The sequence below is a fragment of the Salinibacterium sp. ZJ70 genome, assembly GCF_011751865.2.
Taxonomy (GTDB): Bacteria; Actinomycetota; Actinomycetes; order Actinomycetales; family Microbacteriaceae; genus Homoserinibacter.
Genome location: NZ_CP061770.1, coordinates 2410963 through 2427763 on the forward strand (window position 1 = coordinate 2410963; position 16801 = coordinate 2427763).

The 16801-nt window shown below is 70.0% G+C and carries 14 protein-coding genes, 1 tRNA gene and 1 other RNA gene; 10 read left to right on the forward strand and 6 right to left on the reverse strand.

Features of this window, described 5'->3' with window-relative positions; all coding sequences use genetic code 11:
* Nucleotides 1-95: 95 nt before the first annotated feature.
* The 8 genes from HCR12_RS11405 to HCR12_RS11440 all read left to right on the forward strand — a co-directional run bounded on the left by HCR12_RS11405 (nucleotide 96) and on the right by HCR12_RS11440 (nucleotide 9890).
* The gene (locus HCR12_RS11405) at nucleotides 96-374 is read left to right on the forward strand and encodes a hypothetical protein (protein ID WP_166866510.1); all 279 of its coding nucleotides are present in this window, start codon (nucleotides 96-98) and stop codon (nucleotides 372-374) included.
* Entirely contained in the window at nucleotides 371-2230 is a 1860-nt protein-coding gene (locus tag HCR12_RS11410; RefSeq protein ID WP_166866512.1) for an alpha/beta hydrolase, read from the forward strand. Before HCR12_RS11405 ends, HCR12_RS11410 begins: the two co-directional genes overlap by 4 nt.
* Before the next feature lie 95 nt (nucleotides 2231-2325).
* Nucleotides 2326-2679 carry a hypothetical protein gene (locus HCR12_RS11415; RefSeq protein ID WP_166866514.1) on the forward strand — a complete coding sequence of 118 codons (354 nt, stop codon included), beginning with the start codon at nucleotides 2326-2328 and terminating at the stop codon, nucleotides 2677-2679.
* A 196-nt stretch (nucleotides 2680-2875) separates the two neighbouring features.
* Nucleotides 2876-4039, forward strand: coding sequence for an SPFH domain-containing protein (locus HCR12_RS11420; protein WP_166866516.1), 1164 nt, complete (start codon nucleotides 2876-2878; stop codon nucleotides 4037-4039).
* 48 nt (nucleotides 4040-4087) lie between these two features.
* Nucleotides 4088-5395 carry a TFIIB-type zinc ribbon-containing protein gene (locus HCR12_RS11425; RefSeq protein WP_166866518.1) on the forward strand — a complete coding sequence of 436 codons (1308 nt, stop codon included), beginning with the start codon at nucleotides 4088-4090 and terminating at the stop codon, nucleotides 5393-5395.
* A gap of 14 nt (nucleotides 5396-5409) precedes the next feature.
* The gene (locus HCR12_RS11430; protein WP_224763444.1) at nucleotides 5410-5676 is read left to right on the forward strand and encodes a hypothetical protein; all 267 of its coding nucleotides are present in this window, start codon (nucleotides 5410-5412) and stop codon (nucleotides 5674-5676) included.
* Nucleotides 5677-5799: 123 nt separating this feature from the next.
* Nucleotides 5800-6954 carry an exonuclease SbcCD subunit D gene (locus HCR12_RS11435; protein ID WP_166866520.1) on the forward strand — a complete coding sequence of 385 codons (1155 nt, stop codon included), beginning with the start codon at nucleotides 5800-5802 and terminating at the stop codon, nucleotides 6952-6954.
* A complete protein-coding gene (locus tag HCR12_RS11440; RefSeq protein WP_166866522.1) occupies nucleotides 6951-9890 on the forward strand; it encodes an AAA family ATPase in 2940 nt (979 codons plus the stop codon). Before HCR12_RS11435 ends, HCR12_RS11440 begins: the two co-directional genes overlap by 4 nt.
* Before the next feature lie 178 nt (nucleotides 9891-10068).
* On the opposite strand, the gene HCR12_RS11445 is transcribed toward HCR12_RS11440, so the two are convergent.
* The 6 genes from HCR12_RS11445 to HCR12_RS11470 form a co-directional block, all read right to left on the reverse strand.
* Nucleotides 10069-11331, reverse strand: coding sequence for an aspartate kinase (locus tag HCR12_RS11445; protein WP_166866524.1), 1263 nt, complete (start codon nucleotides 11329-11331; stop codon nucleotides 10069-10071).
* A 117-nt stretch (nucleotides 11332-11448) separates the two neighbouring features.
* Complete coding sequence (locus HCR12_RS11450; RefSeq protein ID WP_166866526.1) at nucleotides 11449-12294, reverse strand: M23 family metallopeptidase; 846 nt, start codon at nucleotides 12292-12294, stop codon at nucleotides 11449-11451.
* The gene (locus tag HCR12_RS11455; RefSeq protein WP_166866528.1) at nucleotides 12294-12827 is read right to left on the reverse strand and encodes an ArsR/SmtB family transcription factor; all 534 of its coding nucleotides are present in this window, start codon (nucleotides 12825-12827) and stop codon (nucleotides 12294-12296) included. The genes HCR12_RS11450 and HCR12_RS11455 overlap by 1 nt, the downstream gene beginning before the upstream one ends.
* A 48-nt stretch (nucleotides 12828-12875) precedes the next feature.
* Complete coding sequence (gene recR / locus HCR12_RS11460) at nucleotides 12876-13472, reverse strand: recombination mediator RecR (RefSeq protein ID WP_166866530.1); 597 nt, start codon at nucleotides 13470-13472, stop codon at nucleotides 12876-12878.
* Between the two features lie 3 nt (nucleotides 13473-13475).
* Complete coding sequence (locus HCR12_RS11465) at nucleotides 13476-15797, reverse strand: DNA polymerase III subunit gamma and tau (RefSeq protein WP_166866532.1); 2322 nt, start codon at nucleotides 15795-15797, stop codon at nucleotides 13476-13478.
* Nucleotides 15798-15800: 3 nt separating this feature from the next.
* Nucleotides 15801-16295, reverse strand: coding sequence for a GNAT family N-acetyltransferase (locus HCR12_RS11470; protein ID WP_166866534.1), 495 nt, complete (start codon nucleotides 16293-16295; stop codon nucleotides 15801-15803).
* A 99-nt stretch (nucleotides 16296-16394) separates the two neighbouring features.
* On the opposite strand from HCR12_RS11470, the gene ffs reads away from it, so the two are divergent.
* An RNA gene (gene ffs, locus HCR12_RS11475) (signal recognition particle sRNA small type) lies at nucleotides 16395-16491 on the forward strand.
* Nucleotides 16490-16574, forward strand: a tRNA-Ser gene (locus tag HCR12_RS11480). Before ffs ends, HCR12_RS11480 begins: the two co-directional genes overlap by 2 nt.
* The last annotated feature ends 227 nt before the right edge of the window (nucleotides 16575-16801 follow it).

The following is a 16801-nucleotide window of genomic DNA, read 5'->3' on the forward strand; positions in this document are numbered from 1 at the left end:
TCCGCCACAGCGCCTGCCAGCGTGCGGCGAGAAAACGCCACGAATGGGGAGAACTTCCCTCACGTTCCGTGCCGATCACCGTTATGGTGATCGCCATGGCCGACCTCATCGTGACGGATGCGGTGATCAGCTCCACCTCCCAGCTCATCCGCAACCTCGCGGGTGAGCCGGCGCTGTCACCCGCCATCCGCAGGTACACCGTGCAGGACACGGGCTCGTACAGTGTCGCCTCCGCGATCAGCCAGTCACAGGAGCTGCGGCGACGCCTCACCGACATCATCCGCGAGAACATCGTCGACCTCGCCCGCTCCGTCGACACCGCAGGCCTCGTGCTCGCGGAGACGGACGAGAGCCTGTCGGAGCCGCTGCCGTGACGCGGGCTGATGACGGCGAACTGAGCGTCTTCTCGAGCGAATCCACGCGTCTCCGGCACGACGCCGACGCGTTCGCCACGGCGATCACGACCGCCGCGTCCATGTCGAACGCCGTCAGCGGCGACTGGACGGGAACCGCAGCGGACGCGGTCGTGTTCGAGCTCTCGACCATCGCCCCTGAGTTCGAGCTGCTGCGCGCCTGGCTCGACGGCGACGCCACCGCCCACGATGCGTACCTGGGTGAGCTCTCGGCGATCAAGGAGACGGCGACGAGCCTGCGCGCCGCCAGTGAGGATCTCGGACAGCAGCTCACCTCGGCCCGGTGGCGCGCGGACGATGCCGAGAACGACCTCGAGCGCGCCCGCATGTCGGGAGATCCGCACGAGATGCAGCAGCAGCGACTGCGCCTCACAGGCGCCCGCCAGCATGTCGGGGCGATCGAGCAGTCAATCGCGCTCAATGCCCGCTCGCTCGATGCGCTCGCGGACCGCCGCACGCTGGCAGATGCGGCGTTCGTCGCTGCACTCGAGGCGGCGGTGCCCACGGGGCTGCTGCCGCGCGACGGCTTCGGCGGTTCCAGCTCGGATCTGCTCGGCGTGACCGCCTCGGCGGGGCTGCTGACGTCATCGCATCCCGCCGGAATGGAGCTGCTCCATCTGCTCTCCGGGATGACTCCGGCAGCACGCGCAGTGTGGCTCGAGGACAACCCCAACGCACTCAGCACGCTCGTCTCCAGCCCTCCACGCGCCGCCGACGTCGCCGCCTGGTGGCTCTCACTCAACCCGGGCGCTCGCCCGGGAGCTCTCAACGCGCGCCAGCGAGACCTCCTCGAACTCGCCCCTGACGTCTTCGGCAACCTCGACGGCGTCTCCTATGCCGGGCGCGATGTCGCGAACCGCATCCGGCTGCGGCAGATCATCGACGACCCGTCAACCTCCGTGACCGCCCAGGCGAATCGCGCCGCCGCCGAAGCACTCCTCGCCGCCCTGGCAGCTGGCCCCGATGATCCGGTGCACCAGCTCATCTCGTTCCGACCAGGTTCGCCGCCACTCGGAGCCATCTCGGTGGGCGATCTCGACAACGCCATGTACGTCAACTACATGATCTCCGGCATGGGCACCACGACCGCGGGAGATGCCGTCGGCTGGACAAACCAGGCGGAGTGGATGCACTTTGAGCAGACTCGTATCGCCGATCGCACCGGCATCGCTGGAGGTAGCGCGGTCATCGCCTGGCTGGGGTATGAGGCCCCGCCGATTCCCGTCACCCAGGGAACCGACTTCGGCGTGGTCATGGGCGACTATGCCCGCTCCGGGGGCGACAACCTGGCCCGCGACCTCCAAGGCTTGCTCACGGTGCGCTCGGCGACATCCAACGACCCGTTCCTGAGCGTCACCGGACACTCGTACGGAACGACGACGGCAGCGAACGCGCTCACCCAGGTCGGTGTCGATGCGTTCACGATGCTCGGCAGCGCGGGCATCGAGAGGTCGATCAGCCGAGACGACCTCCTGGTTCCGCCGGGCGAGGTCTACTCGGCCATGGCGAACGAGCAGATTCCGTGGGCCTCCATCGGCCAGGGCGGCAGCGGCCGCCAGGATCCGTCGACGATCGACGGCGTACAGATCTGGTATCCGAACGCGGAGACCATCGATGGCACGCTCTATGAAGGCACGAACGTGCACGAGACCCATCTCCCCGAGACATCGAAGTCGGGATATCTCGAGAAGGGAACAACATCTCTCTACAACACAGCGCTCACCGCGCTCGGCAGGGGCGACCAGATCGCGAACCTCTTCGACGAGCCGACTCCGCGACCCTCCCCGGGTCCCGCGCCGACTCCCCCCTCGCCCTGAGCATGCGCGCCATCTCCATCGCGACTGCCGCTCTGCTTCTGCTGAGCGGATGCGCAGCACCGAATCCGCCCGCCCACCCCAGCCAGGAGGCATCCATGATGTCGCTCGACGAATCCAAGACAGTCCTCCTCGAGGTCTTCGACGCGGCGGTGCGCGCCTCCGGCGGGGAATGGGATCTCAAGACCGACCGGGTACCCAGCACGTGCGAGGACGGCGAGATGTACAGCCTCGACGGCAAGGGCCCGGCCGCGGACGATCCGCGCGCCACTGCTGACGCGGTGGCTGCCGCGTGGCGCGAGCTCGGCTACGAGGTCAGCATGCGCGACGCCCAATTCGGCGTGGTGGAGGTGCGCTATGAACGGGATGCGAGCGGGCTGTACTTCGCATTCGGGGCAAACGATCGGGTGACCGATCTCGACGGGACCTCGCCGTGCGTCCCAGTCGAGTGAGCTCCGCAGGCGCGTCGCCGGACACGACTCCCCGTATGCGGAGGCTGTCCGCAGCTTTCGCGACCGCGTGATCCGACACCGCCGCGAGCGCCGCACGCAGCGACTCCCGAATTCGGGGGTTATCCACACCATCCCCGCATCCGCGCGCCGTGGGGAACCGATAATGTGGGCCTCACACCACCCGAAGGAGTGAACGATGGGCTTCATCCAGGCTTTCGCCGGCGCTGTCGGCGGAATGTTCGCGGACCAGTGGATCGATTTCTACACGATCCCCAACGGCCTCGCACCGACCGCGGCGTTCTTCCCTGCCGTGAAGCAGGAGACCAACGCGGGCCGCGGCGCCAACACCAAGGGCTCCGACAACATCATCACCAACGGCTCGAAGATCGTCGTGCCCGAGGGCTACGGCCTCATCACCCTGCAGGACGGCCAGATCACCGGTCTCGTCGCCGAGCCCGGTGGCTACACGTGGCAGTCGGACGACGTCAACAGCCAGTCCATCTTCGCGGGCAACGGGTTCCTCAGCCCCCTCATCCTGCAGACCTGGGAGCGCTTCAAGCGAGGCGGCATCCCCGGCTCGCAGCAGGCGGCCTACTACGTCGCGCTCAAGGAGCTCCCGAACAACCGCTTCGGCACCCAGAGCGAGATCTACTGGGATGACGCGTGGCTCGGCACGCAGGTGGGTGCCGTCACGCGCGGAACCTACACGCTGCGCATCGTCGACCCGATCCTGTTCGTGAAGCAGTACCTCCCCGCCACGTACCTCACGGGCGGCCAGGTCTTCGACTTCACCGACCTCGACAACGACGCCGCGACGCAGCTGTTCAACGAGGTCGTCTCGGCCCTGTCGCCCGCGTTCTCGAAGTACACCAACGACCCCGCCAAGGGCCGCATCACGCAGATCCAGTCCGACTCCCTCGGCTTCGCGAAGTCGCTCAGCGCGGCGGTCGAAGAGGGCTACAACTGGAAGTCGGCTCGAGGTCTCGAGATCGTGTCGACCGCGATCATCGCGATCGAGTACGACGCCGACACGCAGGAGCTGCTGTCGAAGGTCAAGCGCGCCGACGCCCTCTCGGGTGCGCGCGGCAACTCGAACCTGCAGGCCTCGGTCGCGCAGGGCTTCGAGTCGGCTGGCGACAACGCCGGCGGTGCTGGCCTCATCGGCATGGGCATGGCAGCGGGAACGATGGGCCTCGGCGGACTGCAGCAGCCCGTCGCCCCCGCCGCGACCCCGGCTCCGGCCGCTCCGGCCGCCGACGACCCGATGGCCAAGCTCACGCAGGCCAAGCAGATGCTCGACGCGGGCCTCATCACGCAGGAGGACTACGACGGCATCAAGGCGAAGGTCCTCGGATCCTGACCGTTCCCCGCTGACACGACGGTTCCCGACGAGAGCATCCGACATCCGATGACGATGACGCCTGGAACGCCCGACCCGAACCAGCTGCCCGCCGACGGCGCGGCAGCGGTTCCCCCGGTGCCTGCAGCCGCCGACGCCGCCGCGCCCGCGGCTCCGCAGTCTCCCCTCGAGGAGATCGCGGAGCCCGGGCCGCCGGCCCCGGTCGACACCTCGAACAACCGCAGAGACGGGCTCGACAAGTGCCCCAAGTGCGGCTCGAGCGAGATCGGCCCCATCGTGGGCACGCACAAGCTCCGCTGCAGCTTCTGCCGCTTCGAGTGGGAGCCGGCGAGCTTCATGGCGTCGGTCGGCTTCGACTCCCCCGTGGGCGAGCTGAAGGGCACCATCCTCACCACCGGCGTCTCCGACATCGACTCGGGTGCCGAGAACCTCATCACCATGAAGTGCCAGGGGTGCGGCGCCGAGGTCGTCATCAACACCGAGCGGCAGCTGCAGGCCCGCTGCCACTGGTGCCGCCAGACGCTGTCGCAGAACACGCAGATCCCGAACGGCGCCGTGCCCGATGCGATCCTGCCGTTCACGGTGACGCACGCCCAGGCGGTCGAGCACATCCGCAGATTCGCGGGCAGCCGGCGCATGTTCGCCCACAAGAGGTTCAAGGCCGAATTCAGCCCCGAGAACGTCGTGGGTGTGTACATGCCGTACATGATCGTCGACGGCAATCTGCACGCCGACGTCGCCGGCCACGGCGAGATCAAGACGCGCGAGTACGTGCGCGGCAGCGACAACAACAAGCGCACCTACTACGACGCCGACGTGTACCGGGTGACCCGCTCGTTCGACTTCACCGTCGACGACCTCACCGTCGAATCGAGCTCGAACCGCTCCGACCAGAACACCAAGCGCAACACCAACAACGTCATCAACACGGTGCTCCCGTTCGACACCCACAACGCGGTCATCTACAACGCGAACTACATGGGCGAGTTCACCTCCGAGAAGCGCGACCTCAACGTCGACGACATGACGCCGCGCGTGCACGACCAGATGCTGTCGATCGCGCGCCAGAAGGCCACCGACTCGGCGCCCGCCTACGACCGCGGCATCCGGTGGGAGGGTGAGTCTCTCGACGTGCACGGCACCCGCTGGGTGTCGGTGCTGCTGCCCGTGTGGCTCTACTCGTACTACGAGAAGAAGTCGAACGGCTCGGAGTTCCTGCACTACATCGCTGTGAACGGCCGCACCGGCGAGACGATGGGCTCGATCCCGGTGAGCGTGCCCAAGCTCCTGCTCGCATCCATGACCATCGGCACGGTTCTGGAGGGTCTCGCCCTCTGGATCGTGCTCACCTTCTGATCGGAGACGGCACCGTGATCGATATCGTCGCCGCGATCATCCTCGACTCCGACACGGATGTCGGCTGGCTGCTGGCGCTCGGCCCGGCGGGCGCGACCGCGTTCTACTGGGGCATGTACCGCTACTACCGCAACACCGACAAGAGCCACGCCTTCGAGCACGAGACGCTCGTGGAGGTGTCGAACCTCACCGGAGACGACGTGAAGGTCGGCACCAACAACGGCACGACCGAGCGCTGGATCCGCGGCCGCAACTCGCACGCCCCGCGCCAGCGGGTCTGACGCATCCGCTGACGGGGTCCCGCGATGAGCTCCGAGCCGATGTGCGCGGGGCGATCGGGCGGGAGCTGACGCTCCTCGGCAGGGCGTCGGGCGGTGTCGGCGGTCGCGGGTATCGTGCGGACTATGCGCATCCTGCACACCTCCGACTGGCACATCGGGCGCACCTTCCACGGGCACGCGACCCTCGATGCGCTGCGTGACGTGCTCGGCGCGCTCGTCGCCATCGTGCGCGAGCGCGACGTGGATGCGGTGCTCGTCGCGGGCGATGTGTTCGACTCGGCGACGCCCTCGGGTGAGGCCTTCGGCGTGCTGTCGAACGCCCTCCGCGACCTGCGCGACGCGGGTGCGCGCGTCATCCTCACGAGCGGCAACCACGACTCCCCCGCGCGCCTCGGATTCCAGTCGGAGTGGGCGGCGCTCGCCGGCATCCACGTCATCACGGATCCCGACCAGCTGGATGCACCCGTCACGCTCGCCGACGAGCACGGCGAGATCGACGTGTTCGGCATCCCCTACCTCGAGCCTGTTCTGCTGCGTCATCGCTGGCAGCAGCCCGAGCTGCGCAGTCAAGCCGACGTGCTCGGCGAGGCGATGCGCCGCATCCACAACGCCCGCCGGCCGGGAGTGCGCTCCGTCGTGCTCGCCCACACCTTCGCTTCCGGCGGCGCTGCCGAGGCGAGCGACGCGGAACGCGACATCACCGTCGGCGGGGTCGACGTCGTGCCGCTGACGGTGTTCGAGGGCATCGACTACACGGCGCTCGGTCACATCCACGGACGATCTCAGCTGGCTCCGGGCGTCCGGTACTCGGGGGCGCCGCTGCACTACTCCTTCTCCGAGGCGGCGAAACCCCGCGGGGCCTGGATCGTCGAACTCGACGCCGCGGGTCTCGGCGAGGTCGAGTGGGTCGACCTGCCGGTGCCCCGCCCGCTCGCCGTGCTCACGGGAACCATCGACCAGCTGCTCTCGGATGCGACGCACACCGCCCACGAGCAGCACTGGGTGAGCGCGGTGCTCACCGACGCCACTCGGCCCCTCGATGCCATGCGCCGCCTGCAGGCCCGCTTCCCGTTCTGCGCGCACGTCTCGCACCATCCCGAGGCGGTTCCGGGTGACGGCGCCGTGTCCTACGCCGAACGTGTCGAGCAGCGCACCGACGAGGAGATCGTCGCCGCGTTCCTCGAGCACGTGCGCGCCGGATCCGGGCTCACCGAGAGCGAGCTCGAGATCGTGCGCGAGGTCGTCGGTGGGCAGCGCGCCACGGAGTCCGCCCAGTGAGGATCCTCACCGTCGAGGTCGAGGGATTCGGCCCCTTCAAGTCGCGCCAGCTGATCGACTTCGACGCGTTCGCATCCGACGGGATCTTCCTCATCGGCGGGCGCACGGGCGCCGGCAAGACGTCGATCCTGGATGCCGTGTGCTTCGCCCTGTACGGCAGCGCCCCGCGCTACGACGGCGGCAGCCCGCGCCTGCGCAGCGACCACGTGGGGCCCGACGAGCCCACGCGCGTCACCCTCGTCTTCGAGGTGGGCGGCACCGAGTACCGCATCACCCGCACCCCCGACTATCAGCGCCCCAAGGCCCGCGGTGAGGGTCTCACCCTGCAGAAGGCCACCGCCGAACTGTCGGTGCGTCACGCCGACGGCGCGTGGGAGGGCATCGCCGCGCGCCCCGTCGACGTCGCCGCGCAGATCGAGCGGATCGTGCAGCTCACGCGCGACCAGTTCCTGCAGGTCATCCTGCTGGCGCAGAACCGCTTCCACGAGTTCCTGCTCGCCGAGAGCGAGAACCGGCAGAAGCTGCTGCGCACCCTCTTCGGCACACGTCGGTTCGATGAGTACGACCAGCAGCTGCAGGAGCGGCGGAAGGCCGTCGATGAGCAGCTGCGCGACGCTGGTCGCGACCTCGACTCGCTCGTCGCCCAGCTGGGCGAACTGGTCGAGGCGGAGGCGCCGAGCGCCACGAACGAGCTGCCGGGTTGGGCGGGGACCGGGGTTGCGGAGCTCGTGCGAGCGGCCGCGGAGGCAGATGCGGCACGTATCGAGGCGGTGGCGGCTGCTGAGGCCGCGAGTGCCGCCCACGAAGCCGCAGCGCAGACCGCCGAGCGTCAGCGTCGCCGCGCGGAGGGCGTGGCACGGCTCGCGGTTGCGGAGGATCGCGTGTCGGCCGTGGAGCCTCTGCGCGGAGAACTCGACGCCGCCGACCGCGCGGCAGCTGTGGCGCCCTTCCGCGCCGAGTCGATGCGCGCGCGCGACGCCGCGGAGCGGGCACGACTCGCGCTTGAGACGGCGACCGATGGCTACCCGGGCGATGCGGCGGCCGACCTGGCAGCTGTTCTGAGTGACACCGACCAGCGCCTCGGCGTGCTCGCACCGCTCGTCGAGCTCGAAGGCCGGATCGATGCTCTCGCTCGAGACGTGACGCAGGCGGAGCTGGCTCTGACCGCTCACGACGAGCGCACAGCGGGATTCGAGACGCAGCTCGCCGGCATCCGGGAGCGTCGCGCCTCGATCGAGGCGGACGAGACGGCGGCGCGCGATGCCGCCGCCCCGGGTGCCGCCGCCCAGCAGACGGTCGACATCTCGACCGCAGCACTCGCGGCCGCCGAGCGCGCCGCCCGACTCGACACGGAGCTCGCCGAAGCGCTCACTGCCGCGTTGCGAGCGTCTGAGGCCCGCGAGTCGGCTGCGACCCGTGCGACGGAACTGCGGCGCCGCCGCCTCGACGGCCAAGCTGCGACGCTCGCCCACGAGCTCGTGCCGGGCGAGCCGTGCCCCGTGTGCGGCTCTGCCGAGCACCCCGCGCCCGCCACATGGGACGGCGAACCTGTCACCGACGACGACGTCGACGCGGCGGAGTCGGCCCTCGAGCGTGCGAGCGCGACGGTGACCACCGCCGATGCCCGCACCGCCGAACTCCGATCAGAGCTCGCGAAGCAGCGAGGCCTCGCGAACGAGAAGACCGCCGAGGTTCTGCGTGCCGAGCTCGCAGAGGCGCGGGCGCGCGTCGAGTCGGCCCGCGCGGCCGAGGCGCGACTCGCAGCGCTCCTCGCCGAGCGCGAGACGCTCGACGCCGACGAGGCGCGCATTCATTCGGAGCAGGCTTCGGCGTCGGCGCATCGCGAGACGCTCGTGGCCGAGCGGGCAGCGGCCACCACCCGCCTCGAGCAGGCCGTCACCCAGGTCACCGAGGGCCGAGGGGAAGCCGAGAGCATCGCCGCGCTCGTGAGCGGGCTGCAGAGCCTCAAGACAGCGACGCAGCGCCTCATCGACGCACGCGATGCCTGTGCAGAAGCGGAGCGGGCCGCCATCACTGCTGAGACCGCCTACGGCGACCAGCGCGGGGCGCACCGGTTCGACGACGACGACGCAGTGGTCGCCGCCACCCGCACCGACGTCGAGCGAGCCCGCATGCGCACCGACCTCGAACGCGCCGATGTCGAGCTCGCGACGGTGAAGGCGCTGCTGGAGGCGCCCGAGCTGCGGGATCTGCCCGCCGAGCCGGTCGACCTCACCGAGGTGACCGCGGCGCGCAATGCCGCCAACGATGTCCGCGACGAAGCCACCAAGGCGCACGCGCGCCAGGCAGATGCAGCCGCGCGTGCCACCGACCTCTGCGCTCGCCTGCTGCGCGAGCACGCGAGCGTCGGCGAACTCGCCGAGCGCGCCGATGTCATCCGCACCCTCGCGGCGACCGTGCGCGGACTGCCGCCCAACACCTACGGGATGCGGCTCGAGTCCTTCGTGCTCGCGGCCGAGCTCGAGCAGATCGTCGACGCCGCCAACGTGCGCCTCGCCGCGATGAGCGGCGGCCGGTACCTGCTCGAGCACACCGACCAGCGCGAGCAGAAGCGCGGCCAGGCGGGCCTCGACCTCGCCGTCATCGACCAGCACACGGGCGTCGCACGTCCGCCGCGGTCGCTCTCCGGCGGTGAGACGTTCCTCGCCTCCCTCGCCCTCGCGCTCGGCCTCGCCGAGGTCGTCACGGCGCGCGCAGGCGGCATCCGCCTCGACACGCTCTTCATCGACGAAGGCTTCGGCTCACTCGACGCCGACACCCTCGAAGTGGCGATGCACACCCTCGATGGCCTCCGCCAGGGTGGCCGCACCATCGGGCTCATCAGTCACGTCGAGGCGATGAAGGAGCAGATCCCCTCGCAGCTGCGGGTCGACGTGGTGGAAGGCGGCTGGAGCGTCATCCGCCAGTCGGTGTAGACGGGAGTCGCGCGACGCTCAGATGCCCTGCGTGTCGCATCCGGTCGCGCCGAGTGGGCAGAATCGGCTCCACACGGAACGCGGGAGAGGTCGTTTCTGCCCGCTCGATGAAGCGCCGTGACAAGCAGCGAGCCGCCGGGGCCCCGAAGGGCGCCGACGGCTCGAATGCTGACGCTTCTCAGCGACCGGTTCCGGCGTGGACGACAGCCTCGGCGTCGCCGTCGAGACCGAAAGCCGTGTGCACGATGCGCATCGCCTCGTGCAGGGTGTCGGCGCGGGTCACGACCGAGACGCGGATCTCGGAGGTCGAGATCATCTCGATGTTGATGCCCGCGTCCGAGAGGGCACGGAACAGCTGCGCGGAGACGCCCGCGCTCGCGCGCATGCCAGCACCCACGACGGCGAGCTTGCCGATCTGGTCGTCGTACTGCAGCGACTGGAATCCGGTGTCGTCCTGAGCAGCGCGCAGCGCCTGCAGAACCTTCTCGCCGTCCGACTTCGGCAGCGTGAACGAGATGTCGGTGCGGCCGGTGGCCGCCGCCGACACGTTCTGCACGATCATGTCGATGTTGGCGCCGGTGTTGGCGACGATCGTGAAGATGTCAGCCGCCTTGCCGGGGACGTCGGGCACGCCGACGACAGTGATCTTCGCCTCGGAGAGATCTCCGGCGACACCGGTGATGATGGGCTCTTCCACGGATACTCCCTCCTGGTTCAGAACCAGAGTTCCTTCGTTGTTGTTGAACGACGAGCGCACGTGCAGCGTCACGCCGTGCCGACGCGCGTACTCGACGGCGCGGATGTACAGCACCTTCGCGCCGGCGGCGGCGAGTTCGAGCATCTCCTCGCTCGTCACCTTGTCGAGCTTGTGCGCCTTCGGAACGACGCGCGGATCAGCGGTGAACACGCCGTCGACGTCCGAGTAGATCTCGCAGACATCCGCACCGAGCGCGGCCGCGAGGGCGACGGCTGTGGTGTCGGAGCCGCCACGACCGAGGGTGGTGATGTCCTTGCTGTCGCGGTTGAAGCCCTGGAATCCGGCGACGATCGCGATCGCGCCCTCATCGAGCGCCTCGCGCACACGCCCCGGCGTCACGTCGACGATGCGCGCGGAACCGTGGCGCGCATCCGTGATCATGCCAGCCTGGCTGCCCGTGTAGGAGCGCGCCTCGAAGCCCATGTCGCGGATCGCCATCGCCAGCAGCGCCATCGAGATGCGCTCGCCCGTGGTGAGCAGCATGTCCATCTCGCGCGGGTCGGGGATGGGCGAGACCTCGTGGGCGAGGTCGATCAGCTCATCCGTGGTGTCGCCCATCGCGGACACCGCGACGACGACCTCGTTGCCGGCCTTCCGGGTCTCGACGATGCGCTTGGCGACCCGCTTGATGCTTTCGGCGTCAGCGACGCTTGAGCCGCCGAACTTCTGGACGATGAGAGACACGCGTGAGCACTCCAGGTTGAGGGGAACGGACTCATCCTACCGAGGCCCGGATACGCGCTTGCGCACACGCGAGCCCGGCATGCACATGCGTGCAGCGGGGCGCCCACATCGCACTCGTCACGCGTGGAGCCGTTCGCCGTTCGCCGGCATCCCCTCCGCGAGGTTCTCGTCGTCGACGCGGATGTCGGCGAACCGCATCGGAAGCCCCTGCGCGACGAGGGGGTTCGCCCGATCCATGAGCTGCGCGTGCACGTGCGGCTCGCTGCTGTTGCCCGAGTTGCCGCAGAGCCCGACCACCTGGCCGGCCTCCACACGCTCCCCCACCGTCACGGCAGCCGAGCCCTGCTTCAGGTGCGCGACCAGCGCGAACACCCCATCATCGCCGCGGATGATCACGTGGTTGCCGATGACGAAGCCGGGCCCGCCGAGCTCGCGGATCGACCCCTCGACGACCATCATGTAGAGCACCGAGATCATCGACGAGCGTGCGCGGTGGTCGCGCCGCCAGTCGGATGCGGCGACGACGACGCCGTCGATCATCGCGTGCACGGGGGCGCCGAAGGCGGGATAGTCGGCCGACGAGCGCCAGGCACCCCCTGCGCCGAACGGGGGTCGTTCGGCGTCGTCGGGCACGGCGACGAGGTCGATCGCATACGCCTGTCCGTACGCCCGGACGCCATGGCTGGGAACCTGCGAGGCGGGACTGTTGAGTGCGAGCCACCGCCCGCTCACCGGAGGGCGAACGACGATCGGCGTCCGCTCCGGCAGCAGCCGCGCGCCGAGCGCAGCCAGGATGAGGGCCGCCGCGAACAGACCGACGCCAAGGGTGCCGAGCACCCCTCTCGCTCGCTCGACGCCTGCCGGGAACTCGAACGGCGCGGTCACGGCGATCGCGACCAGCAGCGGTACCCCGATGGCCAGCAGCACGCCCCGCACGCGGTACGCCGCATGCAGCGCGCGCATCACCGCTCCGCCCCCACGAGGCACGCGAGCAGAGGCACGACGCGCTGCGCCGGCACCTCGTACGCTCCGCGTCCCGCCTGCCGCAGCCATCCCACCGCGAGCAGCTGCCTCAGGTGGTGGTGCAGCTGGCCCGTCGTGCCGAGGCCGTCGATCGCCGCGAGCTCGGAGGTCGCGCGCGTCCCCGCGAGGATGTGCCGCAGGAGTTCGAGGCGCACGGGGTGGCCGAGTGCGGCGAAGGCCGAGGCGCGCTCGGTCCACTCGGATTCGAGCAGCGCGTCGGCATGCGCACCCTGCTGCCACGACACGGGCTCGCCGGTGGGAAGCGAGAGCTCGCCCACGAGCATGACCGCGCCGCGCGCGTCGTCGCCATCGGCCGCGAGCCGCTCGCGGAGGCCTCCGAGTGCCCAGAAGACGTCCGGATCGAGCGCAGGCGTCGCCTGATGAGCGTTCGCGGTACCGCGGGATTCGAGTCGGTCGAGCCTCTCGGAGAGGCGGCGCAGCTCGGCGCGAAGGTCGTCATTCTCGGCACTCATACCGAGATGCTACATAAGTGCGTATTTACGTATGAGCGATGCGGCGACTCAGTCGACGACGCGACGCCCCTCGAAGGCGCGACCGAGCGTGACCTCATCTGCGTACTCGAGGTCGCCGCCGACCGGCAGGCCCGAGGCGAGTCGCGTGACCCGCAGGCCCGGCTGCACGAGCAGTCGCGTGAGATAGGTGGCGGTCGCCTCCCCCTCGAGGTTCGGGTCGGTGGCGATGATGACCTCGGTGACATCCGTCGATGCGAGGCGCTTCAGCAGCTGGCCGATGCGGAGGTCATCGGGGCCGATGCCGTCGATCGGGCTGATGGCGCCGCCGAGCACGTGGTAAAGCCCCCGGAACTCGCGCGTGCGCTCGATCGCGACGACATCCTTCGCCTCCTCGACGACGCAGATGATGGCGCTGTTGCGTCGCGGGTCGCGGCAGATCCCGCACAGGTCCTGCTCGGAGACGTTGCCGCACACCTGGCAGAACTTCACCTTGTCGCGGATGACGGTGAGGATCTCCGCCAGCCGGGTGGTGTCGAAGCTCTCGGTCTGCAGGATGTGGAACGCGATGCGCTGTGCGGACTTCGGGCCGATGCCCGGCAGACGGCCGAGCTCGTCGATGAGGTCCTGGACGATTCCCTCGTACATGCCTTACTGCCCCGGCTCTTCCACGAGACGCACAGGCCGATCCTGCGGTGCCAGCTGCTCCTCCTCGATGAAGCTCGCCTTGAGAACCTCGCGCACGACAGCCTCGCCGTAGCGCCCGGGACGGTTCGGATTCGAGGATGCGGGCGCGGGTCCGCGCTTCGCCGGAGCTGCCGCCTTGGCGGGAGCCGCGGCCGCCGCTTGAGCGTGGGCGGACTGCGAACTGGGACGCGCGGCCGGCGGGCGCGCAGCCTGCTGGCGGCCCGGGCCACCGCCGCCGAAGCCGCGGTCAGCGGGGGGCTCGGGGGCGCCTTCCTCCGGGGGCGCGTCGGCGTCGTCGAGCGGCGGGATGTCGTCATCCACACCAGGATCGGCGGGCTGCGTGGCGCGCTTCGCGGGGGCGGATGAGGCAGGAGCCGCCTTCGGTGCGGCAGCGGAAGCGGGCGCAGACGGCGCAGACGCGGGAGCGGCGTCCGTGTTCGCACCCGACTCGGTGGCTCCGGGGATCGCGGTGACATTCCAGCCGGTGGTCGCGACCTTCGGCTGGGGAACGGGGGCAGCCGCGGTGCTCGCCGCCGCCGGCGCCGCGGCAGCGCTTGCGGCCGCAGGGGCAGCGGCGGCCTGGGCGCCCTCGACGCGCGCGACGAACTTGACGCGAGCGCCGAGCACGCGGCTGATCGCGGTGCGCAGGTGCTCGCTCACGCTCTCGCCCGCACCCTGCGCCTGACGGAAGCTCTGCACATCGTTGTCGCTCGGGAAGGTGAGGGTGAGCACGTCACCCTCGAACGCCCGCACCGACGAGGTGTAGACGACCATCCAGGATTGGCGCTTGATCGACTGCACGACCTCGAGGATCTCGGGCCACGCGTCGCGCACCTGCTGGACGGTGAGCGGCGCCGACGGATCGCGCGGGGCGCGCTGCGGGGCGGCGGATGGTGCTGCTGCAGCGGGAGCCGGGGCAGGCGCAGCCGATGCGGCCGCAGCCGATGCGGCCGGGGCGGATGCGGCGCGTGCCGGGCTCTCCGCGGCGGGGGCCGACGCCGCCGGTTCCGCGGGCGAAGGTGCGGGCGCCGCCGCAGGTGAAGCCGCGGGCGAAGGTGCGGGAGCGCCCGCGGCCGCGGGCGCGCGCGGCGCGGAAGCCACGACGGGCCCCGCATCCGCACCCTCGATGCCGATGCGACGTTCCAGGCGCTCGACGCGCGCGAGGGCGCCGCGTTCGGTGTCATCCGACGAGGGCACGAGCAGGCGCGCGGCCATGAGCTCGAGGTGCAGGCGCGGTGAGGTGGCGCCCGTCATCTCGGTGAGAGCCGAGTTGACTACGTCCGCTGCGCGCGACAGCTCGACCTGGCCGTACGCACTCGCCTGGTGCTGCATGCGCTCGATCTCGTCGGCGGGCACACCGCGCAGCACCGCTGCCGCGTGGTCGCGGGTGGCGGCGACGACGATGAGGTCGCGCAGACGCTCGAGCAGATCCTCGACGAAGCGACGCGGATCCTGACCCGTCTGGATGACGCGATCGATTCCCGAGAACACGCCCTGCGCATCCCGTGCGGCGAGCGCGTCGACGATCTCGTCGAGCAGGGCGCCGTGCGTGTAGCCGAGCAGCGCGACGGCGCGCTCGTAGGAGATGAGACGGTCCTCGGATCCGGCCATGAGCTGGTCGAGCAGAGAGAGGGTGTCGCGCACCGATCCGGTGCCTGCACGGACGACGAGCGGCAGCACGCCGCCTTCGACCTCGATGCTCTCCTCGACGCACATCTGCTGCACGTAGTCGAGCATGAGTGCGGGCGGCACCAGGCGGAACGGGTAGTGGTGGGTGCGCGAGCGGATCGTGCCGATGACCTTCTCGGGCTCGGTCGTCGCGAAGATGAACTTGACGTGCTCGGGCGGCTCCTCGACGAGCTTCAGCAGCGCGTTGAAGCCCGCCGACGTGACCATGTGGGCCTCGTCGATGATGAAGATCTTGTAGCGGTCGCGAGAGGGAGCGAAGGCGGCGCGCTCGCGCAGATCGCGGGCGTCTTCCACGCCTCCGTTGCTCGCGGCGTCCATCTCGACGACGTCAAGCGATCCGCCGCCGTCGCGCGCGAGCTCACGGCAGCTGGGGCAGGTGCCGCACGGGGTGTCGGTGGGGCCTTCGGCGCAGTTGAGGCAGCGGGCGAGGATGCGCGCACTCGTGGTCTTGCCGCAGCCGCGGGGACCGGAGAAGAGGTACGCGTGGTTGACGCGGTCGGTGCGCAGAGCGGTGCGCAGCGGATCCGTCACCTGGGTCTGCCCGATGAGCTCGGCGAACGTCTCGGGGCGATAGCGGCGATAGAGGGCGGTGACCACGCGTCAAGAGTAGTCGGCGCGACTGACGCCCGGCCGGGTGCGACCGAGTTGGAGCTCCGCGGGGTGCGGCTCGAAGTCGGACGGGCGCGTGAGACCTGTCGGCGACCAGCCGGTGCGGGCGTAGAAGGCGAGCGCGGCGTGGTTCTCCTCGAGGCACCACAGGCGCGGCTCCGCGAGGTGCGGAACCGCCGCGTCGACGATCGCGCGCCCGAGCCCGCGCCCCTGGGCATCCGGGTGCACCGCGAGGTGACGGATGATGTCGGCGTCGAACGCGACGAACGCGACCGGCTGCTCCCCCGCGTCCACGAGCACCGTCACACCCGGTTCGACGAGCGTGCGGCGCCAGCGTGCGAGCACGGCGTCGGTCGGGTACGGGAAGCGATCGCGCGGGAAGATGTGGCCCATCGCGGCGAGCCCGGCAGCACGCTCGATCTCGAGCAGGCGCTCCGCATCCGCCGGTTCGGCACGGCGGAATCGGGGCGGATCGAGCTCGGGCACCGACCGAGACTACCTCCGGCGGGTCCTCGGGGACCGGGTGCCAGCGGGGCCTGCGTGACGGCGCGGTCACGCTCGCAGGATTCTCCCGATAGACTGTCGCACGGCTCCTCACGTGGCGCTATCCAGGCCAACTCCCCCAGGGCGGAAACGCAGCAAGGGTAACCGGGCTCTGGCGGGTGCGTGAGGGGTCTTCAGGAGGATTCGCCTAGTGGCCTATGGCGCACGCTTGGAAAGCGTGTTGGGTGAAAGCCCTCGGGGGTTCGAATCCCCCATCCTCCGCAGATGAAGAAAGCGATCCGCCCGAAGGGTGGGTCGCTTTCTTCATGTCCGGCTGAGCGGATCCGAACCCCCGGGTGGGCCCACGCCGCCGGTTCCGGCGCGCGACGCAGTCGCGGGACGGCCGTGCGGTGGGGACGAATCCCCCATCCTCCGCAGATGAAGAAAGCGATCCGCCCGAAGGGTGGGTCGCTTTCTTCATGTTCGACGGAGCGGATCCGAACCGACGG